This is a genomic window from Enterococcus sp. DIV1420a, assembly GCF_051712165.1.
Taxonomy (GTDB): Bacteria; Bacillota; Bacilli; order Lactobacillales; family Enterococcaceae; genus Enterococcus; species Enterococcus faecalis.
Genome location: NZ_JBIOOI010000002.1, coordinates 942,816 through 966,909 on the forward strand (window position 1 = coordinate 942,816; position 24,094 = coordinate 966,909).

Genomic DNA, 24,094 nt, shown 5'->3' on the forward strand with positions numbered 1-24,094 from the left:
AAAGACAATATTTTTAAAAAAAGAAAAGGATGTGCTTTTCATGCGCAAACCAATTATCGCTGGTAACTGGAAAATGAACAAAACTTTAAGCGAAGCACAAAGCTTTGCAGAAGCAGTAAAAAATGCTGTTCCATCAAACGACGTTGTTGACGCTGTGATTGGATCTCCAGCATTATTCTTAGCTCCTTTAGCTTGGAACCTAAAAGATTCTGAAGTGAAATTAGCTGCACAAAACTGCTACTGGGAAAACGCTGGTGCCTTCACTGGTGAAAACTCACCAGCTGCAATTGCAGATTTAGGTGTAGACTATGTGATTATCGGACACTCTGAACGTCGCGAATATTTCCACGAAACAGATGAAGATATCAATAAAAAAGCCAAAGCAATCTTTGCAAATGGTATGACACCAATCTTCTGTTGTGGTGAAACTTTAGAAACGTATGAAGCTGGTAAAACAGCGGAATGGATCGAAGGTCAAATCACTAACGGCTTAGTTGGTTTATCAAACGAACAAGTTGCTTCAATGGTTATCGCTTACGAACCAATCTGGGCAATCGGAACTGGTAAATCTGCAGATGCTAATATTGCAGATGAAATCTGTGGTGTTGTTCGTTCAACAGTTGAAAAATTATACGGCAAAGAAGTTTCTGAAGCTGTTCGTATTCAATACGGTGGTTCTGTTAAACCAGAAAACATCGCTGAATATATGGCAAAAGAAAACGTTGACGGTGCTTTAGTCGGCGGCGCAAGCTTAGAAGCAGATTCATTCCTAGCTTTATTAGATGCTGTAAAATAAGAAATCACTAACGGTAACGTTTTCTCAATGACTTTTGCAAAAAAATGTTTGCATAGTTTGCGAGAATTAACTACAATCATACATGAGGGAATCCCCTTAGTATAAATACAAACTCAAAGGAGAGACAAAACATGTCAATTATTACTGATATTTACGCACGCGAAGTCTTAGACTCACGCGGTAACCCAACAATCGAAGTAGAAGTTTACACTGAAAGCGGAGCTTTCGGCCGTGGAATGGTTCCTTCAGGAGCTTCAACTGGTGAATACGAAGCAGTTGAATTACGTGATGGCGACAAAGCTCGTTACTTAGGTAAAGGTGTTACTAAAGCTGTAGATAACGTAAACAACATCATTGCTGAAGCAATCATCGGTTACGATGTACGCGATCAAATGGCTATCGATAAAGCAATGATCGATTTAGATGGAACTCCTAACAAAGGTAAATTAGGTGCTAACGCTATTCTTGGTGTGTCTATCGCCGTAGCTCGTGCTGCTGCTGATTACCTAGAAGTGCCTTTATATCACTACTTAGGCGGATTCAATACAAAAGTATTACCAACTCCAATGATGAACATCATCAACGGTGGATCACATGCTGACAACAGTATTGACTTCCAAGAATTCATGATCATGCCTGTAGGTGCGCCTACATTCAAAGAAGCTTTACGTATGGGTGCAGAAGTATTCCACGCATTAGCTTCAATCTTAAAAGGTCGTGGCTTAGCTACTTCAGTAGGTGACGAAGGTGGTTTCGCTCCTAACTTAGGTTCAAACGAAGAAGGTTTCGAAGTAATCATCGAAGCTATCGAAAAAGCTGGCTATGTTCCTGGTAAAGACGTTGTTCTTGCTATGGATGCTGCTTCTTCAGAATTCTACGACAAAGAAAAAGGCGTTTACGTTTTAGCTGACTCAGGCGAAGGCGAAAAAACAACTGAAGAAATGATCGCGTTCTACGAAGAATTAGTTTCTAAATACCCAATCATTTCAATCGAAGACGGCTTAGACGAAAACGACTGGGACGGATTCAAAAAATTAACTGAAGTATTAGGCGACAAAGTTCAATTAGTTGGTGACGATTTATTCGTAACAAACACAACTAAATTAGCTGAAGGTATCGAAAAAGGTATCGCTAACTCAATCCTAATCAAAGTTAACCAAATCGGTACTTTAACTGAAACATTTGAAGCAATCGAAATGGCTAAAGAAGCTGGCTACACTGCAGTTGTATCTCACCGTTCTGGTGAAACAGAAGATTCAACAATCTCTGATATCGCTGTTGCAACAAACGCTGGCCAAATCAAAACTGGTTCATTAAGCCGTACTGACCGTATTGCTAAATACAACCAATTATTACGTATTGAAGATCAATTAGGCGATGTAGCTGAATACAAAGGCTTAAAATCTTTCTACAACTTAAAAAACAAATAATTCATTAAATGAATAACGCTTAAAGGGACAATTGGTTAATGAACCAATTCTCCTTATACTCGGACGTAAAAACACGCCTTTCTGCAAAGAAAGGCGTGTTTTTTTATATTTATAAAAATATTGAAAAAAATAGATTAGAAATAACTTCAACCGTACATCGCTCTATAATCACTTGTTTAAAAATAACAAAACATTAACAAAACAACATTATATAAAAAATTAATAAAACAAAATAATTGTTATTTTATAATTTTAGTATTGACTGGTTTCAGATAACGCTGTACGCTTAAAGAAATAGTATAGAATTTCACAAAAAAATGAAAACACAAATTTAACTTGGAGGATGTTGAGTAGTGAGCAACGGGAAAAAGATTTTTATTAGTCATAGTTCAAAGGATCAAGAATATGTGGATGCGTTTATCCAATTATTGAAAAAGTTTGGGTTTCGAACACAGGATATTTTTTATAGTTCCACTATTGAAACAGGTGTACAGCCAGGAGAATTAATTTTTGACACGATTAAAAGGGAGCTAACCAATCAACCTGTCATGCTGTATTTTTTATCTGATCATTATTATCAGAGTATTCCATGTTTAAACGAAATGGGTGCTTCTTGGATGCTATCAGATAAACACTATCCAATTGCGTTAAATAATTTTTCTATGAAAGATATGAAAGGTGTTATTAGTAGTGAGCGTTTGGCGATTGCGTTTAATGATAAGACAAGTACTAATGAAATAAACTGCTTATTAAAAAAGTTATCTCATGACACAGATGTACAAGCTGAGCCAGATTTTGAACTAAACGTTGAGAAAAATATTCAGCCATTCCAAAATAAACTGACACAACTGATTCGGCAAGCAAGTTATTTAAAACCTGATGAAAAGGGATATTTTGAAACGACTCTTAGCACTCATCGTCCTGTGTATGGCACAGCAAAAGGGGTGTATGACTGTTTCAAATTACCTAGCTTAATTGAGCCTAAAAGCTTAGGGTTAGACACGCTATCAGAGGATGAAAGCCATTGGCTATTCTTTTTTCTTACGTGGGGAACTTTTCAAGAAGGCGAAAAAGTGCGGTTTAAATTGAAAAAGGATAAGGCGTATAACAATCGGGAATTCAGTGATATTGGTAAATGTAAAAATATTTACGTCTCTTATTTAGAGAAGGTAGAGTAATTGGAGGAGGTAATAAATGAAAATGAATTGGCGTCAGTTGGTTGGTACATATCGCATTTCTGATAATGGCAAACAATATCAAAATGACTGGTTAAATAAGCAAGTTGATTTAGCCACAGAACTTCGTAAATCTTTTGATAGTGACTATCGTAGAGTAATTAAAAGTGATGCATTTAGACGCTTACAAGATAAAACACAAGTTTTTCCTTTAGAACGTAATGATTTTGTAAGAACACGTTTAACACATAGCTTAGAAGTGGCAATGCATAGCAGGGATATACTTAGATTAGTTATTTCACAGTTGAACGAACGAAACATTGAGGTTATGGAATTATCAGAATGCTATCGGTTGTTAGAAACAGCTGCATTAATCCATGATATCGGCAATCCCCCTTTTGGACATTTTGGGGAAGAAGCCATTCGTATTTGGTTTGAAAAAAATGGTCCTTTGTATGCTTGTTGGTCTGATTTTTCGGAGCAACAACAAAATGATTTTCTTAACTTTGAAGGAAACGCTCAAACCATCCGACTTTTAACAAAACTGCATCATGATAATGGGACTTCTAAAGCAGGAATGAAACTAACAGCCACGACATTAGATACAGTTATCAAATATACGGCATCTTCAGATCAATTAAATAAGCAACAGCTTTTGTCTAAAAAAGTTGGCTATTTTTACTCGGAAAAACAAGTGTTTAACGCCATTAAATTTGCGACAGGAACACAAAATAAGCGACACCCATTAGTCTTTTTGTTAGAAGCTTCAGATGATATCGCCTATACTTTTTCAGATATCGAAGATGCCTATAATTATGGTTTATACAGCTATCAAGATTTAAAGCAGTTTGTTGATGCGCAAACAGGAACAAAAAAATTTTTAATGTTAGAAAAAGATAAAACAGAAGAAGCTACCTTACAAGAATTTTTGAGAAAGACACAAAGAGCTGTTTGTCAAAGCGTAGCGAAAAATTTTGCTAATCATTATGACTTAATTATGAGAGGTATCTATCATAATGAAATTATCATTGAAGATTGTGATGAAGTGAAATGCTTTCAGGCATTAAAAAACTTTTCTAGAGTCTATGTTTTTCAAACAAAAACAATTTTGGATCAAGAGGTATTGGGCTTCAATATCATCAATCGTTTACTAGATGAATTTGTTCCAGTCGTACTGAAATATGAAAAAGTTTCCATGAATAAGTATGAGGAGCGAATCTTTAATAATATTTCGGAAAGCGCGAAAGCGTTGTATAGAAGAGAAGCAAAGAACGCTACAGAAGCAGAAAAAGACTATTATCGTTTGAAAATGGCGGTGGACTTTGTATGTAATATGACGGATGGATATGCCAAAAAAGTTTATGATACATTATTCACTTAAAATTTGAGAAAAAGCTTCTCAGCGGTTGCCGCCGCTGAAGAAAACTAGTTCATTGCACAGGCTGATCGTTTCAGTAAAAATTTTAAAGATGCTAGTAATTTCACTGAAAATCGGGTACACTAAAATTAGCTAGTGTAACTAGCAAAAAAGGCAACTGGAATAGATAGGTTGTGCTGTCTATGAAGGGCTTTGTTTGTCAGGTGGTGCTGACATGCAAAGTGCCTTTTTTCTTTTTCTCAACATTTTAAGGACAAAAAACGATTGCAACATGTCACAATCGCTAACCTCGGAGAAAAAGGAATTTTTCTCCAATGGCCATTTCGATAACCTGTTGTGTGTTTCGAAACATTCAGAACGGTGGTGCGTTCTTTCAGTGCCTAATTATCCAATTCGTTTCTTGTTCCTCTATTTACAGTATACTGAATGAAAGCCTATTCTGCAATGATAGAATCAGGTTCCTGTGATTAAATAACATAAAAAATGGGCTCCTTATATAAAGAAAAATAACAAAAGAAATTTTGAATATTGACGTTTTTTTTAGGTACGTTATGATAAATGAGAGGTGATTTTATGTTAAAAATGCAAATTGTTGATTATTTACGCAATCAAACAGCTTTTTTTGAACCATCTTTAGTCAGTGAAATTTTCACAGCAAGCAATATTGCAACGACATTTTCTATCAAACGAAATACAGCTAGTCACTATTTAAATCAGTTAAACGAAGAAGGGATTCTAGTTAAGATCAATACACGACCAGTTTACTTTTTTCATAAAGAAGCGTTTCAACAACAAAACTATCTTTTAAAAAGAACTGTTTATCAAAGTTTCCAAGAAATGATCGATGAACAGCCTGTTTTTGATCGCAAAAGTGATTTTTTTCAGTCGGTCATTGGTTATCGAGGTAGTTTAGCCCAGACCATCGAACAATTAAAAATGGCAGCGCTTTATCCTGGCGGTGGATTGCCTGTCTTAATTACAGGTGAAAGTGGTACGGGTAAAAGTTTTTTAGCATCCTTATATTATCAGTTTTGTCTTTCAAAAGAACTACTTGACGATTCAGCACCTTTTGTGACAGTTAATTGTGCGCAATATGCCAACAATCCAGAGCTTTTAACTAGTCAATTATTTGGGCATCTTAAAGGCGCTTTTACGGGAGCAGATTCCGATAAAATTGGGGTCTTTCAAAGTGCAGAAGGGGGCGTTTTATTTTTAGATGAAGTTCATCGTTTGAGTCCTGAAGGGCAGGAAAAATTGTTTACATTTTTAGATCAGGGTATCATTTATCGGATGGGTGAAACCAATCGGCCCATTCCTGTTACGTGTCGGTTGTGCTTTGCCACAACTGAAGAAATTTCTAGCACCTTTTTAACGACATTTTTAAGACGAATTCCTATTCAAATTAAAATCCCAAGTCTTGCTGAACGCACTCAAGCGGAAAGAAAACAATTAATTATGCGAGCATTTTATGAGGAACAGCAAGCTATTCAAAAAGCAGTTACTATCACGCCACAAGTTATCCAACTTTTAGAAAACCACCATTATGTAGGCAATGTAGGTGAATTAAGAAATAATATAAAAATTATTACTGCACGCAGCTTTGCCGTCAATCTTGACAAACATGTTATTCCAATCACTTTGCACGATCTACCGAAAGAATTTCTGGATCAATCGATCAGACTAGCTCCTGATGAAAATGAATTGCCTATTCGTTTAGATGGGCAAACAAATCTGGTTAGTTTGTTAGAGGAAACAGAGCTTGCGCAAAGAAGAATTATCCAGAGTTATGAACGAATCCTTCGTCTTTATGTCTCTCACCATCATCATCTTTCCACTGCCAATAACGACATCTCGAAAGAAATTGAACGCTTATTCGATGATTTATTATTTGAAAAGAAGCGAGAGAAAAATCACGAAATGCTATTGTTTATTACGCAAAATATCCGTCAATTATTGGAAACGATTGAATCGTCTTATCAAATTCGGTTTAATGGCAGTTTAGTCTATGCATTAAGCACCTATCTGTTTCAACGAAGATGTATTGATTGGTTTCCAGAAAAAGAACCTACAACAGTCATTGACGAACTTTTAACAGAAGTTCAAACTAAATTAGCAACTAGTTATGGCTACGCTGAACAACTGTTAACTTTAGTGAAACGTTCATTAGATATTGAGCTATCCCAGATGGATCGAATTATTGTCACCATTTATCTTCACTCTTCGGGTTCAGTAAAGGAAAGTCACTATCCGAAAGCGGTGATTGTTGCCCACGGATATGCCACAGCAAGTAGTATTGCGAATGTTGCAAATCGGCTGTTAAATGTGCCAATTTTTCAATCGTTTGACATGCCGTTAGATGTTACTCCCAAAAAAATTTCCGAACACTTAATTCACTATATGGAACGTCAAGAAACGAGGAATGGTTTAGTAATTCTTTTTGATATGGGTTCATTGAAAGAAATTTATCAGTATTTTCCGGCAGAAGAAGAAGGTCCTTTTTTATTAATGAATAATGTGACAACAAGCTTGGCTCTGTCTATAGGAGAAGCCATTAAAGACGAAGTTTCTTTTGAAGAATTGCCCCAAAAAGCGTTAACGGTTCATCCAAATGAATGGGAAATCATATTACCTGAAAATAAAACGGAACGTGTCATTTTAACAACGTGTAGTACCGGAATTGGTACAGCCGTTAAAATTAGAGATTTACTTGAAAAAAGTTTACCTGCAGAAGCACAATTAAAGATTATTCCTTGTGAATATAATCAATTACGTAATGCAGAATCGATCAAAGAAAGTTTCCCAGAATATGAGATTGTCGGCATCATCGGTACAAACAACCCGTCTTCAAATGACCTCCCGTATATCTCTTTAGAAGAGTTGATTGCAGGAAAAGGAATTACGACCCTTTTAGAATGGACAAAGAGAGAATTAACTAAAGATATGCTGTCCTATGTAAATCATGAGTTGATTCGTAACTTTTCATTAGATCGGGTCATTCAATCAGTGACGATTTTAGATACAGAAAAAATTATTCGACAAGTAGAAGTCTTTTTAATTCAATTAGAAGAGCGGTGGCAACAAACGATTCAAAATGATCGTAAATTGGCGGTATATGTCCATGTCAGTTGTTTAATTGAACGATTAATCCGGAATGAACCTATTGAAAATTATAATGGCGCCGAACAACTAAAGCAGTGTCAAAGAACGGTCTTGCAAGAGTTGAAAGAGGCGTTTAGTGTCATTGAAAAAGTTTATAGTGTCAATATACCTGAATCGGAGCTTTTTTATGTTTATGATGTGTTGTTTGGAAAAACGGAGTTTAACAACGCAGAAAGCGATTTTTAAAATAAAAAGGAGAGAGTGCCACTTTTTTGGCACTCTTTTTGCTATGTAAAGAAGTAAGTGAGGTGAAGAAAATGGAACGTAAAATTATTCTGGCAACACATGGTAATTTCGCTGCAGGGATTCAGACATCATTAGCTTTAATTTGTGGTGAAACAAAGAATGTGGAATGTCTTTGCGCTTATATGGAACAACCTTATGATTTAGCCAAGACGGTCAAAGACATTTTAAAGAACAATCAACAAAATGAATTAATTGTGATTACAGACCTATTTGGCGGAAGCGTGAATAACGAATTCTTTAATTATGTGGGGAAACAAGCAATGCATTTAATTTCAGGATTAAATTTAGCAACGTTAATTGAAATATATACCCAAATAAATACTGTTGATTCATTAGTTGATTTAGTAAAACGTGCCGTTGAAAACGGACAAGAAAGTTTTTGTTATTGTAATGAGTTATCTAGTAAAGAAATTTTAGAAGAAGAATTTTAGGAGGAAATGAAATGATTAAATTGTTAAGAGTCGATCATCGCTTGTTACATGGTCAAGTGGCTTTTTCATGGACCCAAGGCTTAGGCGCCGATTGTATTTTAATCGCAAATGATGACGTACCTAAAAATGATATTCGAAAAACAACCATTAAGCTAGCTAAACCAGCAGGAGTAAAACTGGTCATTAAAACGATTGAAGATGCTATTGCCGCACTAAAAAGTGGTGTTACAGAAAAATACAAACTTTTTATTGTAGTTGAAAGTGTGGAAGATGCTTATCGATTGGCTACTGCTTATCCAGAAATAAAAGAAATTAACTTAGGAGGGATGAAAGTAAGGGAAAATACTCGAAACATTTCTAAAGCAATTAATATCACACCGGATGAAGAAAAAATGGTTAAAGAATTGGTCGCAAATGGTTGTGAAGTTGAAATTCGACAAGTCCCAAATGACAAAAAAGTAGCAGCATTAAATGTCTTGTAGAAAGGAGAAATACAAATGATAGGACAAGCGATTCTTTTAGGTTGCATCGCTTTTATTGCGCAGTCGGAATATGCTTTAGGTACCTCGTTGCTTTCAAGACCAATTGTAACCGGTTTATTTGTCGGAATTGTATTAGGTGATGTTAAAACGGGCGTAATCATGGGCGCGACCTTAGAGTTAGCTTTCATCGGTTCTTTTTCAGTGGGCGCATCAATCCCACCTGATGTAGTGACTGGTGGGATTCTTGGTACAGCGTTTGCTATTACTGCTGGCGCAGGAACAGAAACAGCCTTAGTCTTAGGCTTGCCAATCGCAACGTTAACGTTGATTCTTAAAAATATTTATTTGGGTTTGCTCATCCCAATCATGAGTCAAAAAGCTGATCAGTATGCTGAAGAAGGAGCATATAAAGGGGTGGAGCGCATGCATTTACTTGCAGGCTTTGGCTTATCGTTCATGCTAGCGCTCATTGTAACTATTTCATTTGCCGTGGGTAGCAACACCATTAAAGGCTTACTTGATCTGATCCCTGAATTTATTCAACATGGGTTGTCTGTTGCAACGGGAATTATTCCAGCGCTAGGATTTGCGATGCTTGCACGCTTACTGATTAACAAACAAGTAGCGCCATATTTCTTTTTAGGCTTTGTCTTAATGGCCTACTTTAAGTTACCTGTAACAGGAGTAGCAATTTTGGGTGCCATTACAGCAGTAATTGTTGTGAATATCATGAATTATGCCAAAGGAAAGAATGAAACAATACAAACAACAAGTGGGGAGGTAATTGATGATGACGAAGACTTCTAAAACTAAGACAGAAAACTTAATTACAAAAAAAGAACTTAATCAAGTCTTTTGGCGTTCATTTCAAATGGAATTTTCATGGAATTATGAACGTCAGATGAATATGGCTTATGTCTATGCCATGATCCCTATTTTAAAGAAATTATATCCTCAAAAAGAAGAGATGGCGGCAGCTTTAAAACGGCATCTTGCTTTCTTTAATACTACGCCGCATATCGTGACGTTTATTTTAGGAATTAATGCTGCAATGGAAGAAGAAAATGTTCTGGACGAAAATTTTGAAGTTGGAACAATCGATAGTATTAAAACCTCGTTAATGGGACCTTTAGCTGGTTTAGGTGATTCCTTTTTCTGGGGAACCTTACGCTTGATTGCAACAGGTGTTGGAACTTCGTTAGCTTTACAAGGGAATGTGTTAGGGCCAATTCTATTTTTACTCATTTTTAACGTCCCCCATGTGATTGTTCGTTATTTACTGAATCGTTGGGGCTATAAATTAGGAACTGGTTTTCTCAAAAAGATTCAAGCAAATGGCATGATGGAAAGTCTCACATTAGGCGCTTCAATAATTGGCTTGATGGTGGTAGGTGCTATGACCGCCTCCATGATTGATTTAACTATCCCGATTACAATCAGCGGAAGTGGCAAAAATGCAGTCACAGTTCAAAGTATCTTTGACGATATCATGCCTAAATTATTACCGCTTGCATCTTTTGGTTTTGTTTTTTATTTATTGAAAAAAGAAGTAAAACCTTTAGCGATTTTAGGTGGCATGGCAATTGTCGGAATTCTTGGCTCATTAATTGGTCTATTTTAGGAGGCAAAATATGAAAACGATGCTGGATTATATAAATGAGGAGCAAGCAGCTCTAACTCAGATTCTTAACCAATTTCAATTAACTGATACAGACGTTTCAAAGGTCACGCACTGTCTAATTTTAGCAACTGGCTCGTCACATAACGCTTGTCAGGCGGCTAAAGTTTACCTTGAAGAAGTGGCGCCTATTTATGTAGAAATCCAAGAGCCGTTCAATTTTGCTCATTATGGCAAAGTGGATGATCGGTTTGATCTGGTCGTAGCGGTTTCGCAAAGTGGTAAAAGTGCTTCAACAATTGATGCCATTGCAAAAATTAAAAACCAAACGTCTGTAAAAACAGTGGCCTTGACAAGTGATGTCACCAGCCCGATTACGGAGGTTGTGGATGAAGTCCTGGATTTAAAAATGGGGCTTGAAACAGTTGGTTTTGTCACAAAAGGCTATACGGCAACACTTTTAAATTTATTTCTATTTGGTTTGAAACTGGGCTATCAAAAGCATCAATTAACAAAAGTAGAGGTTGAAGAAGAATTAGCAAAACTTGCCAAAGCAATTCAGGAAATCGATTCGGTGATTTATAAAACCGAACAATTTTGGCAAAAAACGAAAAAAGAATTAACAGAGGGGACACGATTTATCGCAATTGGTTATGGACCTAATATTGGTACGGCAAAAGAGTTTGAGACGAAGTTTACAGAAACAGTTCGCTTACCTTCCCAAGGATTTGAAGTCGAAGCCTATATGCATGGGCCTTATCTTGAAGCGGATACTACACATCTTTTGTTTTTTATTGAAAATCAAAGTCCTATTCAAGCACGTAGTCAAGCCTTGAGAAACTATCTAGCCAGTTATGTTGGCCAATGTTACACAATTACAACGCGTTCAACGAGGGCATCAAATACGTTAGAGTTAGCAAGTGATGTCGAAGAAAAAATTAGTCCTTTATTGTTAGTTATTCCATTTCAATACTTGGCGTATCAAGTAGCTACAAGTAAAGGAATTGATTTATCTCAACGGATTTTTGATGATTTTGATTGTGTCCTAAAAAGTAAAATAGCAAAGAAAGAGGGAAATCAGCCATGTTAAAATTTAATGAAGAACAACAAATCAAAGACATACGAGGTGCCTTAGCCTTGCGTTCAGATGTTGAAAAAGTTGTTGATCAAGTTTGGACGAAAGGATTTGATGCGGTCTATTATTTAGGAATCGGCGGTACTTATGCTTCAGCCATGCAAGCAGTTACTTATGCGAATGGAAAAAGTAATTTACCAATCTATGTTCAACATGCTGCTGAGTATTACACAACAGGCAATAAACGTTTAACAGAAAAATCATTCGTCATCTTGTCTTCCGTTACTGGGACAACACAAGAAGTGGTGCAAGCCGTTCAAGAAATCAAAAAGGTCGGCGCAACGTTATTTGGTTTTATCGATGCAAAAGACAGTCTTTTAGCAGATTTATGTGATTATGTGGTGACTTATCCAGCTCCAGGAACTGAGCAAATCAAGTTCTTTATGGTAGCTGATCGTTTAATGCAAAAAAACAACGAATTTACAGATTACGAAAATTATTACCAAGAATTGGAAGAATATTTGCCTACAGGTTTAGCTGAAGCCGAAAAAAGTGCCGATGCGTTTGGCTTAGCTTTTGCGGAAAAACATCGTCATGATAGCATTCACTATTTTATTGGCGCAGGGAACCAATGGGGAGCGGTCTATTCTTATGCAATGTGCTATTGGGAAGAGCAAAGTTGGCTTCGCTCAAAATCAATTCATGCAGCAGAGTTCTTACATGGAACGCTAGAAATTGTAGATGAAACTACGCCAGTAACGTTGTTTATTGGAGAAGACGAGCAGCGACCGTTGGCAGAACGAGTAGCAAAATTATTGCCGAAAATCTGTGCCAATTATACAATTATTGATTCGAAAGCGTATGAACTTCCAGGAATTAGTGAAAAATATCGTGGCCGAGTTATTTCATTTCTCCTAATGCATGCGGTAACGCAACGCATTGATGCGCATGTAGAAAAATTGAATTGTCACCCATTAGAGATTCGTCGTTATTATCGTCAATTTGATTACTAAGACAAAATAGCCTCTTTTTCCAGCAAGCCTGTGGTAGACTGAAGAGAGAATACTTCAGAAAGTAGGAAAACCAATGACAAAACCGAAAATCTATACAATGACCTTTGCCAGTGTTTACCCGCTATACATCCAAAAAGCAGAACGTAAAAATCGAACGCAAGCGGAGGTTGACGAAATTATTTACTGGTTAACTGGTTATGATGAAAAAGGCTTGCAACAACAATTGGCTCAAAAAGTAACGATGGAAACATTTTTTGAAGAAGCACCCAATTTTAATGAAAATGCCCAATTGATCAAAGGCGTAATTTGTGGCTATCGCGTGGAAGAAATTGAAGATCCTTTAATGCAAAAAATCCGTTACCTAGATAAGTTAATCGACGAGTTGGCCAAGGGAAAAGCGATGGAAAAAATTTTAAGAACATGAAAACAGGGTCTCAATGAGACCCTGTTTTCATGTTCTCTTGTACACGGAATTTAACTATTTCCTGTATTAATGAAAGAGGTAACTCTTGCGTGTAGGGAAATTGAATGGCACCTTTCGAGGTTTTAAAAGGGCGTAATTCTTTGCTGAAACGTTGGATGGCTGATGGCGTAGGATAGAAACCTAAATGTTGCTTGGCCGCCGCAAAATGCACTAAATTGCCATTTAAGTAAAAGGTCGGCATTCCATAAGCGATTTTTTCAGTAGTCTCCTGAGGAACAACCGCTAAAATTGCTTGGTAGATTTCTGTTAACTGTGTTTGATGTTGGGGTTGCTGGCGAATATAGTTTGCAATGATGGTCATATAAAAACACCTCCGTTTGTTTCAGTATACTATGTAAAAAATAAAAGGCGAAGAAGATACAAAAAAACCGTCTAGTATTTTTTCTTTACTAAACGGCTTTTAGCTTAAATAACTACCTAAAGGGTCTTGCATGGAAATGTTTGTCACTCCTTAGTTTAATTGTTTTAAGTGTGCAATTGCTTCTTCAATTGTGTGACCAGTTGCTGTTTTACTTTCATTTTTTGCATCAAAAACAATGAAAATATTTTTGTCTGTGTCTAATTGAATACGGTATTGAATGTTTTTTACTTTGTAAGTCATAGTTATTCTCCTTTCATAAAGTACTCTAAAAAGGCGACGATAACTGATAACGAAATTCCATTGTTACTATACCACTGGAAAATTATTTTTGCAACAAATAACATTTTTTCTTTACCATTCCTTAGACTTCTTTGCTAGCTACTTCTTTACATTCTTTTTCAAGAAGCATAAAATAAATACATTACTAGTTTTTGAATAGGAGATCGATGTGAAAAAGAGAGTTGAGAAATTTAGACGATGGCCTTACCGCTACCTTTTGTATGGAATCGGGTTCATCTTATTAATTATTTTTAGTAATTTATATTTGCAATGGTGTCAGAATAACTTGTCTGTTGATTTAGCCTTCAAGTTTGCTTTTTCGTGGCATACGGAAAAGTTTTTCTTAGGTTGTTTTGTGCTAAGCGTTTTTTTACTTTTTTTATGTAGTTTGGCAGGCTCATTAGGAGTTGGCGCTCTTTTATATAGTGTCATAATAGGTGTTTTAGGATTTGCGGACTATCAAAAGATGTTTTATCGTGTCGAACCTATTTACCCAGACGACTTAAAAATGATCACAGAAGTTAGTTTATTAAAAGAAATGGTTGGTTTATGGCCGTTTGTTTTTGTGGTAGCGTTAGGTTGTGTAGCACTTTTTTTCTTAGGAAAAGCCTTTTATAAAAGTTTCTTTTTATCGAAGAAAAAACAAACGATTCGTGTGTTAAGTCTTGTTCTTTCGATTGGTCTATTTTCATATATTGGTGATTTTAACAATCCGCAAAATTTGTTACGTAAAGCCTATAATAAAACCGCGTTATGGATTCCTTACAGCCAAAAAATGAATTACTACAATACAGGATTTATTGGTGGTTTTCTATATAATTTAAAAGTAGAGGCTATGGACCAACCAAAGGGTTATTCAAAAGAAGCTATTTCAGAAATTACTCAGAAATATCAAAAGTTGGCCGAGGCGAAAACAGTGCCGAGCAATGAGCAACCAAATATTGTGTTTGTCATGAGTGAAAGTTTTTCAAATCCAGATCATCTGAAAGGTTTGTCCATTATTGGTAATCCTTTAGCTGATTATCAGCAAATCGCTGATAAAACTTACAGTGGCCAGATGCTTTCACAAAACTACGGGGGCGGAACTGCGAATATTGAATTTGAAGCCCTAACAAGTTTTTCGATGGAATTAATGAATGCCCAAATGACTACACCTTATACAATGATGATTCCTAAGATGACGGAATTGCCTTCCATTGTTTCATTACTTAAGGAACAAAAGTACCAAACAACGGCTATTCATCCGTACAATACATCTATGTATAAACGAAAAGATGTGTATAAAATTTTAGGTTTTGATCAATTTATCAATGAAAAAACAATGAACTATACGGATAAACTAGAAAATAATCCTTACATTTCAGATCAAGCAGCGTATCAGGAAGTGACGACACTGCTTAAAGAAAAAGAGCAACCGCAATTCATTCATTTAGTTACTATGCAAACACATATGCCCTATGAAAATAAATACACAACGTCCAATTATTTTTCTCAAGGAAACGGCAATCAAGTCGCGCTCAATAATTACTTGCAAGATATTGCCTACAGTAGCGAAGCTTTGAAAAATTTCCTACAAGAAATCGAAAAAATGCCCAAACGCACATTAGTCGTTTTTTGGGGAGATCACTTACCAAGTATTTATGATGAAAACATTCAAGCGTTGAATGAAGGGGCAGCCCTTCACCAGACCGAATTTCTAATGTATGATACGGCGAATCAGTTAACAGAAAAAAATCAGCATCAAGCAACCATTAGTCCAGTTTATTTTGCTCCCTCACTTTTCCAACAAAGCGGCTTACCGCAATCGGGATTTTACGCTATGCTAAATGAGGTACAAGAACAATTGCCTGCTTTTGAAAAGGGGAATTACTATCTCGGTGGGGAATGGAAAAAAACAGTAGAAATGAATAAAAAGCAAGAACAACTATATGAGGAATACCGACTGATTCAATATGATATTGTTTCAGGGAAGCAATATAGTTTAGAAAATCAATTTTTTAGCTAAAAAAAACACACGAAATATTCGTGTGTTTTTTGATTTTTATTTTAAAGTTTTACGATAAACAATGACATAATAGCTGAAAGCTAACAGGCAGGCAAAACTTAAAAAGTAAAGCGGTAAGACCCAAATGGTACCATTGTGAAAGTAACTAATCAAATAGGTAAAGAAACTAACAAACAAGTAATAGACAAAACTAAAAATCCCACTGGCAGTACCAATTACAGATTCATAGCCTTTTAAGGCCATACTTAAGGCATTGGGCAAAGTAATATTAATCCCTAAGAAAAAGAGAAAAATAAACAAAATAAGACCAATGATTGTTTCAAATTGTGTCATTATTAATAAACAGCAAGCCGCAAAGATACTTAGCAGCAAACCAGCAAAGGCAATTTTTTCCGCTGACCAATATCCTAGCAACCAATTGATAAGAACCGCAGCAAGAATACTAGACACAGCTAAAACTAAACCAAGAAAGCCATATTGGACACTGCTAAAGCCAAAGTGATTGATGAAAATAAACGGGGCTTCTGCATAGTAGCTAAATAATAAACCATTAATGCCACCAATCAATAAGCCGTAGCACCAAACTTTCGAGTCGAAGGAAAGGCGTTTCGCCACGGACCAAAAAGGCGCTTTCGTTAAGGTATTTCCTAAGTGAAAGGTTTCTGGTAAACGATAAAAACTATAGAAAAGTAATAGAACAGCCATGACAATTAAGGTGCTAAAGACATGCTGATAGCCAAAATAGGTTTGAACAAGTCCGCCGACTAAGGGTCCGATGGCAGGAGATAGCGATAGGGCAGCGCTTGTTTGAGCAAAAATTTTCCCTCTTTGAAGATCGTTAAAGCTTTCCCGCATCATTGATTGGGTAATGACAGAACCAACGCTTGCACCAAATGCTTGAATTAAACGGAAGAATAACAGCCAAGGAAATGTCGGACTCAAAAAAAGGCCAATATTTCCAATTAAATAGCATAAAATTCCTAATAACATAGCTGGGCGACGTCCAATCGTATCGGATAAAATTCCCCAGAATAAAACGCCAACGGCAAAGGCAACAAAATAAATACTCATGGTTAATTGTGCCACGCTATCGTGAATGTTAAAAGCAGAACTAAGCGCTGGTAAAATGGGTGTGAAAATCGACTCGCTGATTTGTGGAAATCCCACAAGCAAAATAATAATTAGTAATGATGGGACGGTGTTTCGGGTGTTTTTCATGATTTTTCTCCTTAAAAGTTTAATCTAATCAAAAACACCCATTGTCTTTTACAACCGCCAAATTTAAAATAAGTAAAATAATGTCACCAACTTTCCTTGAAATTTTTTATTATACAAAGTCTAAATGAAGAAGCGCTTCTTCTTGACTAAATTCATAAGTGTAGCGACCGGATAAACCGGCAAGCTCACCTGATGCTTGAAATAGTTCACCTGGGCAGTCTAAAAGACCCTGTGTAAACGTCCCTTTTTCGCAAGCAGTAAAGGTGCCTTTTTTTCCTAAATAAGTTCCTTCGAAATGTAGGAAACCGACCACTTGAGCCACAGCTTCAAGCCCATCTGCCATTGAAGAGCCTTGATAAGTCATTAAGTATTCCACAGAAGCTGTCCCAGATAAGGCGCCTGACAATTGATAAGTAGCGCTCGCTTGATTCACTGGGAAATTTTCATTAAGATTGTCAATCGGTTGTTCTTGCCAACTAGATACAGTAAATGATGCTTGCTCCATTGCTGTCCCTTCTTTCTTATTAATAAGAATAGGGTAGCGGGAAGCGCACTATTTGTCAACAATCCACCACTTTAACTCTTCATTTTTTGCACAAAAGAATGTAACGCTAAGCGGTTGATGTGATAAGCAGTTCCTTGTTTTTGAATAAAGCCGCGCTCTCGAAATTGTTTGAAGGTATAAATAAGATGGCGATAACTAACCCCTAAGTATTCGGCAATCTCAGTATGTTTTTCTTTATAAACATCTTCGTGATTAGCGGCAACCAATAGCAATTCCGCTAGCCGATAACTTAGTTCATAGGTCTGATTCGTTGTAAAGTGGTCCACCCGTTGGAGCATTTTTTTCCCTAGATAATGGCTGAGTTGCTGCATAAAAAGTACCTTGTTTTTTAAAACAGTTTCTGCGTAAGCTAAAGGTACAGCCAAACAACAGGTTTCACCTAAGGCGATAACGTCCTTGGTTATCGTTTCCGCTTGAACTAATGTTAAATCGCCAATTAAATCACCTGTCGTTAAAAACTGAACAATGGATTGGCGGCCATTGCGTTCTGTTTTTAAAATTTTCGCTTTTCCTTTGATTAAATAAAAAAGATAATTTAATGGCTCTGCTTGGTGATGAATGAATTCTTGATTTTCAAAATCGATAATAAAACTGTGTTTTAAATCAGTTTCATTAAAAAAAGGCGTATTTTTAGCTAATTCTTGTTTCGGTGATCGTTGGTAGGCTGTTTTAAGCATTTTTTCTCCTTATAATAGGAGATATCTCCTATTTGTTTCTTCTATTGTAGCACATAATAGACGTATCAAGAGTAGAGGAGTTTTTATAATGTGGAAGAAAAAAATTGTACTATCGTTTCTTTTTTATTTAATTAGTGCATTGGGCATCAGTTTGACAATTCAAGCAGGCATCGGGGTTAGCAGTTTTAATGCGTTTAATGTGACCTTTGCAACACTTACTCATTTAAAAGTCGGGACGGTTACCACAGCTATCAATTTCGCTTTTTTAGGCACGTGTTGGTTGTTAGATCAGCAGCGTAAAATTCAGGACTATTTGATTATTTTGGTGGCGTTAATTGGCTTTGGTTTTGTCATTAATTTTTTCTTATATCAATTATTTGGTTCGCTTGTTTTTCAAAATTATTTGGTTAAAATTGTTCTATTTATTTTAGGGACAATCATAGCAGGAATCGGGACAGGACAGGTAGTTGCGCTAGGTGTTTTGCAATTTCCTATTGAAAAATTTTGTACACTTATTTCTGAAAGAACGCGCTATAATTTTCAGTTTTATCGTTATTTAGTTGATATTTTTTGTGTCAGTTTGGCACTAGGATTGTCCATTAGTTATCATTTGCCGATTTTTGTTCGTGAAGGAACCGTGATTAGTCTTTTCTTACTTTCTTGGGTTATTAGTTGGTCGCGAAAGCGGGGGCAACAACGTATTTTACGAATACAAATCAAGAAACTGGAATCCGAATGAAAGGATTTCAGTTTTTTTCAAATGAGCAGAACTTTTATTTGAAAAAAAGAGTGGAAAACGGTATACTAATTAAGTAATTATTCATAACATTGGTTCTCCAATCAATGTTAAATAGTTTTTTCATGAGGGAGTAACTGACAGTATTTATGCTGTGACAACATCACCAACTCCGAAAGCAATTTCTGGTGTTGTCTTAAACGGTGAGACTTATGTATGTTCGACGAAGTAGCATACACAAGTCTATTTTTTTTCATTTATTTTTGATGAAATGTAAAATAGTACTTGAAGGATGCTGCAAAAAATAGAGGAGGAAGAACATGTCAGAAGAAAAGAAAACACAATTGTCTGAAGCGTTTTACGCACAAGACGACACAGTTGTTTTGGAGAAAATGAACACAACAACTGATGGATTAAGTGCACAGGAGGCTCAAAAGCGTTTAGAAACGTACGGGGAAAATGTGCTAGATGAAGGGAAGAAAAAATCACTTGCCGTGAAATTCTTTGAGCAATTCAAAGATTTTATGATTATTGTTTTATTAGCGGCAGCGGTCATTTCAGCCGTCTTTTCCCATGATGTGGTAGACTCGATTATCATCTTAGTGGTTGTTATCTTGAATGCCATCTTTGGGGTCATCCAAGAAGCCAAAGCGGAACAAGCCATTGAAGCATTAAAAGAAATGTCTTCACCAAATGCTAATGTTCGCCGTGATGGACACGTCATTACTGTTAAAAGCGATGAATTAGTGCCAGGTGACATTGTTTTATTAGAAGCAGGGGATGTCGTTCCAGCCGATTTACGTTTATTGGAAGCGAATAGCTTAAAAATTGAAGAAGCAGCGTTAACCGGTGAATCTGTTCCAGTTGAAAAAGAAGTAACCATCTTAGAGGGAACCGATATTGGTATCGGTGACCGAATCAATATGGCTTATTCCAATAGTAATGTGACGTATGGACGTGGTCTTGGCGTTGTGGTTGGCACAGGAATGAATACAGAAGTCGGTAAAATTGCTGGCATGCTAGCAAGCGAACAAGAAACGGAAACGCCTTTAAAACAAAACTTAAACCAATTGGGTAAAATGTTAACAATTGCCATTTTAGTCATTGCAGCGGTGATGTTTGTGGTAGGAATGATGAATGGTCGTTCATGGATTGACATGTTATTAACGTCAATTTCGTTAGCTGTAGCGGCAATTCCAGAAGGATTACCAGCGATTGTCACAATTATTTTGGCTTTAGGTACCCAAAAAATGGCCAAGAAAAATGCGATTGTCCGTAAGTTACCAGCCGTTGAAACATTAGGAAGTACAGACATTATCTGTTCAGATAAAACAGGTACGTTAACCTTAAATCAAATGACCGTTGAAGCGTTGTATACAGATGGTCAAGTTTTATCTGCTTCCACAGAAATCCCTGCTGATAATATGGCTTTAAAAATCATGAACTTTACGAATGATACAAAAATCGCTCAAGATGGTTCATTAATTGGTGACCCAACAGAAACTGCCTTAGTACAATTTGGTTTAGATCATGCGTTTAACGTAACCGAAAAAGTAGCAGCTGAACCTCGTGTGGCAGAGATTCCTTTTGACTCTGATCGTAAATTAATGACTACTGTTCATGAATTAAAAACAGGTGGCTTCCTAGTTTCTGTCAAAGGTGCACCAGATGAATTATTGAAACGTTGTACGGAAATCTTATCAAATGGAGAAACAAGTCCATTAGATGAAACAAAACGTCAAGAAATTTTGAAAACAAACACCTCATTAGCGAAACAAGCCCTACGTGTTTTAGGAATGGCTTATAAATATGTTGAGACGATTCCAGCCGAAATGAGTTCTGAACTTGTGGAAAAAGATTTAACATTTGCTGGTTTAGTCGGTATGATTGACCCAGAAAGAAAAGAAGCTGCAGATGCTGTAAAAGTCGCGAAAGAAGCGGGTATTCGTCCAATTATGATTACGGGTGACCACCGTGATACAGCAGAAGCAATTGCGGCACGTTTAGGCATCATCAAAGAAGGTGACGACGATGCAGTCATTACAGGCGCTGAATTAAATGAATTGTCAGATGAAAAATTCGCACAAGTCGTGGGACACTACTCTGTCTATGCTCGTGTTTCACCAGAACACAAGGTTCGGATTGTTAAAGCGTGGCAACAAGAAGGAAAAGTGGTTGCTATGACTGGTGATGGCGTAAATGATGCCCCAGCCTTAAAAGCTGCTGACATCGGGATTGGTATGGGAATTACCGGAACAGAAGTATCAAAAGGTGCTTCAGATATGGTCCTTGCCGATGATAACTTTTCAACAATTATTGTGGCAGTAGAAGAAGGACGTAAAGTTTTCTCAAATATCCAAAAAACGATTCAATATTTACTTTCAGCTAACTTAGGGGAAGTATTAACCTTGTTTATTGCAACAATGCTCAATTGGGATACCTTGTTACCTGTTCACTTATTGTGGATTAACTTAGTAACGGATACTTTCCCAGCGATTGCGTTAGGTGTGGAACCAGCAGAACGTGATGTGATGAGCCATGAACCTCGTGGTAAAAAATCGAACTTCTTCTCTGGCGGTGTTTTAAGCAGTGTTGTTTACCAAGGGATTACGCAAGGGGCATTGACTTTGATTGTGTACAAAATGTCAATTATGTTCCCAGCACATACCGCAGCTAACACAAACTTATCGGCGCAAGCGTTGTATGATTTACAACACGGCGATGCTTTAACCATGGCCTTCGCTACTTTGGGATTAATTCAATTGTTCCATGCCTTTAATGTGAAGTCGATTTATCAATCAATTTTCAAAGTTGGCTTATTCCGCAACAAATCATTTAACTATGGGATTCTTGTTTCGTTCTTGCTATTAGCTGCAACGATTGTTATTCCAGGATTTAATGATTTATTCAGCGTTACACATTTAGATGCATATCAATGGGCAATTGTAGCAGGTACTTCTTTTGCTATCATCCCAATTGTGGAAATTGTGAAGTTCTTCCAACGTAAAGCAGGTAAAGGTGCTTAATAAATAAGAAAAGAAAATTGGCTGGTACTTAAACCAGTCAATTTTTCTTTATGTAAGGAGTGAAAGGGCTTGAAACGGAAAATTATTTTCGAAACACAACGACTTATTGTCAGAGAATGGCAGTCGGAAGATGAAGTGGAATTGAAAAAATTTTTGCAAGATGAAAATGTGATGTATGCCTATGAACACGCTTTTTCTGATGAAGAGGTTGCAAACTGGCTAAAGTGGAACTTACAGTCCTATCAAGAATACGGCTACGGCTTATGGGCGTTAGAGAAGAAGCGAACAGGCGAAGTCATCGGCGAGTGTGGTCTCACCAATCAATTAGTAAAAGGTAAGAGCTATCCAGAAATTGGTTATCATTTATGTGTGAAAGAATGGCACAAAGGGTATGCGATTGAAGCTGCCGCAGCGGCAAAACAGTACGCATTCGATGTATTAAATTTTCCAGAAGTTATTTCAACGATTCGTGATACGAACTTAGCCTCTATGAATGTCGCTATTCGAAACCAGATGCTTGTTAGGGATCGATACATTAAAACATACCGTGGCAAAACGATGCCTCACTATGTTTTCTCTGTTAAAAATCAAAAGAATGAAGACTGAAAAAGTGCCACTTGTCAGATGGAATAGAAAAAGTGTAAAATGGAGTGAAAGAGAAAAGGGAAAAGAGGGATGGTTATGAGACCAAATTTAGGATTTTACGTTCAAACAATTAATGATATCGTTAAAACAACAGAAGACATTGGCGAAGTCATGAATCCATATTACGAAGAAGTTCGTCAAGCGATCGATAAGAATAAAGTGAATGATTTAACAGCCGAACGAATTGCAGAAATTCAAGCAAAATTTAAAGAAGGTACTGAAAAATATGAATTAATGCTCAAAAAAGTCGGAACATTAAAACCGACGCCACAAGTACTTGGCATTCACAAAAAATTTCAACATGCTTATACAGAATATGTAGCAGGATGCAATGAAATGATTTTAGCAACAGATCCAGAAACAGGTATTGATGCAGATTTATTTAATGCTTCAGAGGAAAAGCAGGATCAAGCAACGGATGAATTAACCTTTGCCATTACGCGGATGAGCAACATTCTTTTGAAAAAATAAAAAACTAATAAAAATAACTAACGAATTTAATATTTTTTTCATGTCTTTTTTATGGACAAAAGAGAAAGTGTATTGTATTATTAATTCATACCAACAACAACCTTTTTATTTTTCATTTTACTCTTATTGAGTAAATACTCCTTTTCCATCGGCAAAACTGCCGGTGGTTTTTTTGTTATTTTTTTTATTTAATAATAAAACAACCTTTGATTTTATTAAAATCAAAGGTTGTTTTAGCTTGTTAATTTTCAACATTTCGCACATAATCATCAAAGTATTGAATTAACTCTTTCTTGATTTGTTGATAATCTGCTTCAGAATAGTTCTTTTCTTCTAGCGTACCATTAAAAAATGGCAAATTTAGTTCTTCTTTTAAACGTTCAATCACTTCTTCTTGCTTCATAAGGACCCCTTCTCAACGAATTGTTCTCTTCTATTATAGAACATTGTAGTCATCCGTCAATTGTTCAAAGGCAATTTTCATTTCCTCTAGACGTTCATTCAATTGATGGGTTTCATCTTCTTCATTGAAAAAATGTTGTTTTAATTCAAAATAAAAATTTTCGAAGGCTTGGAAAAAAGGCTCAGACTTGTTGTTTTCAAGAGCAGGAACACTTGTGTAGAGAACACGAGCGCTATGGTAGTAAGTGAAAACCTCGTTAATATTTAATAAAATACGCGCTTCTTCTGGGCGTGGTCGACTTGTAACTAAGTCATGTAAAGATAAACTTTTTGTATGGGTTTCAGATAAATAAAATAAAAATAGTTCCAATTGCTCTTTTGTTGCAGACATGAAAACTCCTCCTCAAACAGTAGTAACATTT

General features: G+C 36.3%; 25 protein-coding genes. 18 read left to right on the top strand and 7 right to left on the bottom strand.

What is annotated here, in order from left to right; genetic code table 11:
* The first annotated feature begins 40 nt into the window (after positions 1-40).
* From tpiA to IGI80_RS15930, 13 genes are all read left to right on the top strand, one after another.
* A complete protein-coding gene (tpiA, locus tag IGI80_RS15870; RefSeq protein ID WP_002360035.1) occupies positions 41-796 on the top strand; it encodes a triose-phosphate isomerase in 756 nt (251 codons plus the stop codon).
* Between the two features lie 131 nt (positions 797-927).
* Complete coding sequence (gene eno / locus IGI80_RS15875; RefSeq protein ID WP_002357098.1) at positions 928-2,226, top strand: phosphopyruvate hydratase; 1,299 nt, start codon at positions 928-930, stop codon at positions 2,224-2,226.
* Positions 2,227-2,579: 353 nt separating this feature from the next.
* The gene (locus IGI80_RS15880) at positions 2,580-3,404 is read left to right on the top strand and encodes a toll/interleukin-1 receptor domain-containing protein (protein ID WP_002360036.1); all 825 of its coding nucleotides are present in this window, start codon (positions 2,580-2,582) and stop codon (positions 3,402-3,404) included.
* Positions 3,405-3,420: 16 nt separating this feature from the next.
* The gene (locus IGI80_RS15885; protein WP_002357101.1) at positions 3,421-4,782 is read left to right on the top strand and encodes a deoxyguanosinetriphosphate triphosphohydrolase; all 1,362 of its coding nucleotides are present in this window, start codon (positions 3,421-3,423) and stop codon (positions 4,780-4,782) included.
* A gap of 211 nt (positions 4,783-4,993) precedes the next feature.
* Positions 4,994-5,209 (top strand): hypothetical protein, encoded by a 216-nt coding sequence (locus IGI80_RS15890; RefSeq protein WP_002357102.1) that lies wholly within the window; start codon positions 4,994-4,996, stop codon positions 5,207-5,209.
* A 143-nt stretch (positions 5,210-5,352) separates the two neighbouring features.
* Complete coding sequence (locus tag IGI80_RS15895) at positions 5,353-8,124, top strand: sigma 54-interacting transcriptional regulator (protein WP_438724168.1); 2,772 nt, start codon at positions 5,353-5,355, stop codon at positions 8,122-8,124.
* Between the two features lie 71 nt (positions 8,125-8,195).
* Complete coding sequence (locus IGI80_RS15900; protein WP_438724169.1) at positions 8,196-8,615, top strand: PTS sugar transporter subunit IIA; 420 nt, start codon at positions 8,196-8,198, stop codon at positions 8,613-8,615.
* 11 nt (positions 8,616-8,626) lie between these two features.
* Entirely contained in the window at positions 8,627-9,097 is a 471-nt protein-coding gene (locus IGI80_RS15905) for a PTS sugar transporter subunit IIB (RefSeq protein ID WP_002357106.1), read from the top strand.
* Between the two features lie 15 nt (positions 9,098-9,112).
* Entirely contained in the window at positions 9,113-9,904 is a 792-nt protein-coding gene (locus tag IGI80_RS15910) for a PTS mannose/fructose/sorbose/N-acetylgalactosamine transporter subunit IIC (protein WP_002357107.1), read from the top strand.
* A complete protein-coding gene (locus IGI80_RS15915) occupies positions 9,885-10,718 on the top strand; it encodes a PTS system mannose/fructose/sorbose family transporter subunit IID (RefSeq protein ID WP_002384383.1) in 834 nt (277 codons plus the stop codon). The genes IGI80_RS15910 and IGI80_RS15915 overlap by 20 nt, the downstream gene beginning before the upstream one ends.
* 10 nt (positions 10,719-10,728) lie before the next feature.
* Entirely contained in the window at positions 10,729-11,805 is a 1,077-nt protein-coding gene (locus IGI80_RS15920; protein ID WP_002381754.1) for an SIS domain-containing protein, read from the top strand.
* Positions 11,799-12,803: an SIS domain-containing protein gene (locus IGI80_RS15925; protein WP_002357110.1), complete on the top strand. Its 1,005-nt coding sequence runs from the start codon at positions 11,799-11,801 to the stop codon at positions 12,801-12,803. Before IGI80_RS15920 ends, IGI80_RS15925 begins: the two co-directional genes overlap by 7 nt.
* 73 nt (positions 12,804-12,876) lie before the next feature.
* Positions 12,877-13,227 carry a DUF2200 domain-containing protein gene (locus IGI80_RS15930; RefSeq protein ID WP_002360043.1) on the top strand — a complete coding sequence of 117 codons (351 nt, stop codon included), beginning with the start codon at positions 12,877-12,879 and terminating at the stop codon, positions 13,225-13,227.
* Positions 13,228-13,237: 10 nt separating this feature from the next.
* Here the strand turns inward: IGI80_RS15930 and IGI80_RS15935 are convergent, their stop codons facing one another.
* Both IGI80_RS15935 and IGI80_RS15940 read right to left on the bottom strand, forming a co-directional pair.
* Positions 13,238-13,588, bottom strand: a complete 351-nt coding sequence (locus IGI80_RS15935) for an iron chaperone (protein ID WP_002357112.1) — start codon at positions 13,586-13,588, stop codon at positions 13,238-13,240.
* A 150-nt stretch (positions 13,589-13,738) separates the two neighbouring features.
* Complete coding sequence (locus tag IGI80_RS15940) at positions 13,739-13,888, bottom strand: hypothetical protein (protein ID WP_002357118.1); 150 nt, start codon at positions 13,886-13,888, stop codon at positions 13,739-13,741.
* A gap of 208 nt (positions 13,889-14,096) precedes the next feature.
* Here IGI80_RS15940 and IGI80_RS15945 point away from each other — a divergent pair, with 208 nt between their 5' ends.
* Positions 14,097-15,932 (top strand): LTA synthase family protein, encoded by a 1,836-nt coding sequence (locus tag IGI80_RS15945; RefSeq protein WP_010819464.1) that lies wholly within the window; start codon positions 14,097-14,099, stop codon positions 15,930-15,932.
* 36 nt (positions 15,933-15,968) lie between these two features.
* Here the strand turns inward: IGI80_RS15945 and IGI80_RS15950 are convergent, their stop codons facing one another.
* From IGI80_RS15950 to yeiL, 3 genes are all read right to left on the bottom strand, one after another.
* Positions 15,969-17,150, bottom strand: a complete 1,182-nt coding sequence (locus tag IGI80_RS15950) for a multidrug effflux MFS transporter (protein ID WP_002365813.1) — start codon at positions 17,148-17,150, stop codon at positions 15,969-15,971.
* Between the two features lie 109 nt (positions 17,151-17,259).
* Positions 17,260-17,655: a DUF3224 domain-containing protein gene (locus IGI80_RS15955; protein WP_002362038.1), complete on the bottom strand. Its 396-nt coding sequence runs from the start codon at positions 17,653-17,655 to the stop codon at positions 17,260-17,262.
* Between the two features lie 71 nt (positions 17,656-17,726).
* Complete coding sequence (yeiL, locus tag IGI80_RS15960) at positions 17,727-18,392, bottom strand: transcriptional regulator YeiL (protein WP_002362037.1); 666 nt, start codon at positions 18,390-18,392, stop codon at positions 17,727-17,729.
* 88 nt (positions 18,393-18,480) lie between these two features.
* Here yeiL and IGI80_RS15965 point away from each other — a divergent pair, with 88 nt between their 5' ends.
* The 4 genes from IGI80_RS15965 to IGI80_RS15980 all read left to right on the top strand — a co-directional run bounded on the left by IGI80_RS15965 (position 18,481) and on the right by IGI80_RS15980 (position 23,270).
* Complete coding sequence (locus IGI80_RS15965; protein ID WP_033626480.1) at positions 18,481-19,131, top strand: YczE/YyaS/YitT family protein; 651 nt, start codon at positions 18,481-18,483, stop codon at positions 19,129-19,131.
* A gap of 317 nt (positions 19,132-19,448) precedes the next feature.
* Complete coding sequence (locus tag IGI80_RS15970) at positions 19,449-22,154, top strand: cation-translocating P-type ATPase (protein WP_002377094.1); 2,706 nt, start codon at positions 19,449-19,451, stop codon at positions 22,152-22,154.
* A 69-nt stretch (positions 22,155-22,223) separates the two neighbouring features.
* On the top strand, positions 22,224-22,760 hold the full coding sequence (locus IGI80_RS15975; RefSeq protein WP_002364151.1) for a GNAT family N-acetyltransferase: 537 nt from the start codon (positions 22,224-22,226) through the stop codon (positions 22,758-22,760).
* A 69-nt stretch (positions 22,761-22,829) separates the two neighbouring features.
* Positions 22,830-23,270 (top strand): hypothetical protein, encoded by a 441-nt coding sequence (locus IGI80_RS15980; RefSeq protein WP_002385841.1) that lies wholly within the window; start codon positions 22,830-22,832, stop codon positions 23,268-23,270.
* A 241-nt stretch (positions 23,271-23,511) separates the two neighbouring features.
* On the opposite strand, the gene IGI80_RS15985 is transcribed toward IGI80_RS15980, so the two are convergent.
* Entirely contained in the window at positions 23,512-23,673 is a 162-nt protein-coding gene (locus tag IGI80_RS15985; protein ID WP_002357133.1) for a hypothetical protein, read from the bottom strand.
* Between the two features lie 33 nt (positions 23,674-23,706).
* Positions 23,707-24,063: a hypothetical protein gene (locus tag IGI80_RS15990; RefSeq protein WP_002365807.1), complete on the bottom strand. Its 357-nt coding sequence runs from the start codon at positions 24,061-24,063 to the stop codon at positions 23,707-23,709.
* Between the last annotated feature and the right edge of the window lie 31 nt (positions 24,064-24,094).

Bases quoted from the DNA above. Each gene is read 5' to 3' on its own strand.
- IGI80_RS15990 (WP_002365807.1), bottom strand. From the start codon at position 24,063: ATGTCTGCAACAAAAGAGCAATTGGAACTATTTTTATTTTATTTATCT.
- IGI80_RS15905 (WP_002357106.1), top strand. From the start codon at position 8,627: ATGATTAAATTGTTAAGAGTCGATCATCGCTTGTTACATGGTCAAGTG.
- yeiL (WP_002362037.1), bottom strand. From the start codon at position 18,392: ATGCTTAAAACAGCCTACCAACGATCACCGAAACAAGAATTAGCTAAA.
- IGI80_RS15965 (WP_033626480.1), top strand. From the start codon at position 18,481: ATGTGGAAGAAAAAAATTGTACTATCGTTTCTTTTTTATTTAATTAGT.
- IGI80_RS15915 (WP_002384383.1), top strand. From the start codon at position 9,885: ATGATGACGAAGACTTCTAAAACTAAGACAGAAAACTTAATTACAAAA.
- IGI80_RS15885 (WP_002357101.1), top strand. From the start codon at position 3,421: ATGAAAATGAATTGGCGTCAGTTGGTTGGTACATATCGCATTTCTGAT.
- tpiA (WP_002360035.1), top strand. From the start codon at position 41: ATGCGCAAACCAATTATCGCTGGTAACTGGAAAATGAACAAAACTTTA.
- IGI80_RS15920 (WP_002381754.1), top strand. From the start codon at position 10,729: ATGAAAACGATGCTGGATTATATAAATGAGGAGCAAGCAGCTCTAACT.
- IGI80_RS15895 (WP_438724168.1), top strand. From the start codon at position 5,353: ATGTTAAAAATGCAAATTGTTGATTATTTACGCAATCAAACAGCTTTT.
- IGI80_RS15910 (WP_002357107.1), top strand. From the start codon at position 9,113: ATGATAGGACAAGCGATTCTTTTAGGTTGCATCGCTTTTATTGCGCAG.
- IGI80_RS15970 (WP_002377094.1), top strand. From the start codon at position 19,449: ATGTCAGAAGAAAAGAAAACACAATTGTCTGAAGCGTTTTACGCACAA.
- eno (WP_002357098.1), top strand. From the start codon at position 928: ATGTCAATTATTACTGATATTTACGCACGCGAAGTCTTAGACTCACGC.
- IGI80_RS15955 (WP_002362038.1), bottom strand. From the start codon at position 17,655: ATGGAGCAAGCATCATTTACTGTATCTAGTTGGCAAGAACAACCGATT.
- IGI80_RS15985 (WP_002357133.1), bottom strand. From the start codon at position 23,673: ATGAAGCAAGAAGAAGTGATTGAACGTTTAAAAGAAGAACTAAATTTG.
- IGI80_RS15950 (WP_002365813.1), bottom strand. From the start codon at position 17,150: ATGAAAAACACCCGAAACACCGTCCCATCATTACTAATTATTATTTTG.
- IGI80_RS15935 (WP_002357112.1), bottom strand. From the start codon at position 13,588: ATGACCATCATTGCAAACTATATTCGCCAGCAACCCCAACATCAAACA.
- IGI80_RS15890 (WP_002357102.1), top strand. From the start codon at position 4,994: ATGCAAAGTGCCTTTTTTCTTTTTCTCAACATTTTAAGGACAAAAAAC.
- IGI80_RS15930 (WP_002360043.1), top strand. From the start codon at position 12,877: ATGACAAAACCGAAAATCTATACAATGACCTTTGCCAGTGTTTACCCG.
- IGI80_RS15940 (WP_002357118.1), bottom strand. From the start codon at position 13,888: ATGACTTACAAAGTAAAAAACATTCAATACCGTATTCAATTAGACACA.
- IGI80_RS15925 (WP_002357110.1), top strand. From the start codon at position 11,799: ATGTTAAAATTTAATGAAGAACAACAAATCAAAGACATACGAGGTGCC.
- IGI80_RS15900 (WP_438724169.1), top strand. From the start codon at position 8,196: ATGGAACGTAAAATTATTCTGGCAACACATGGTAATTTCGCTGCAGGG.
- IGI80_RS15980 (WP_002385841.1), top strand. From the start codon at position 22,830: ATGGTTATGAGACCAAATTTAGGATTTTACGTTCAAACAATTAATGAT.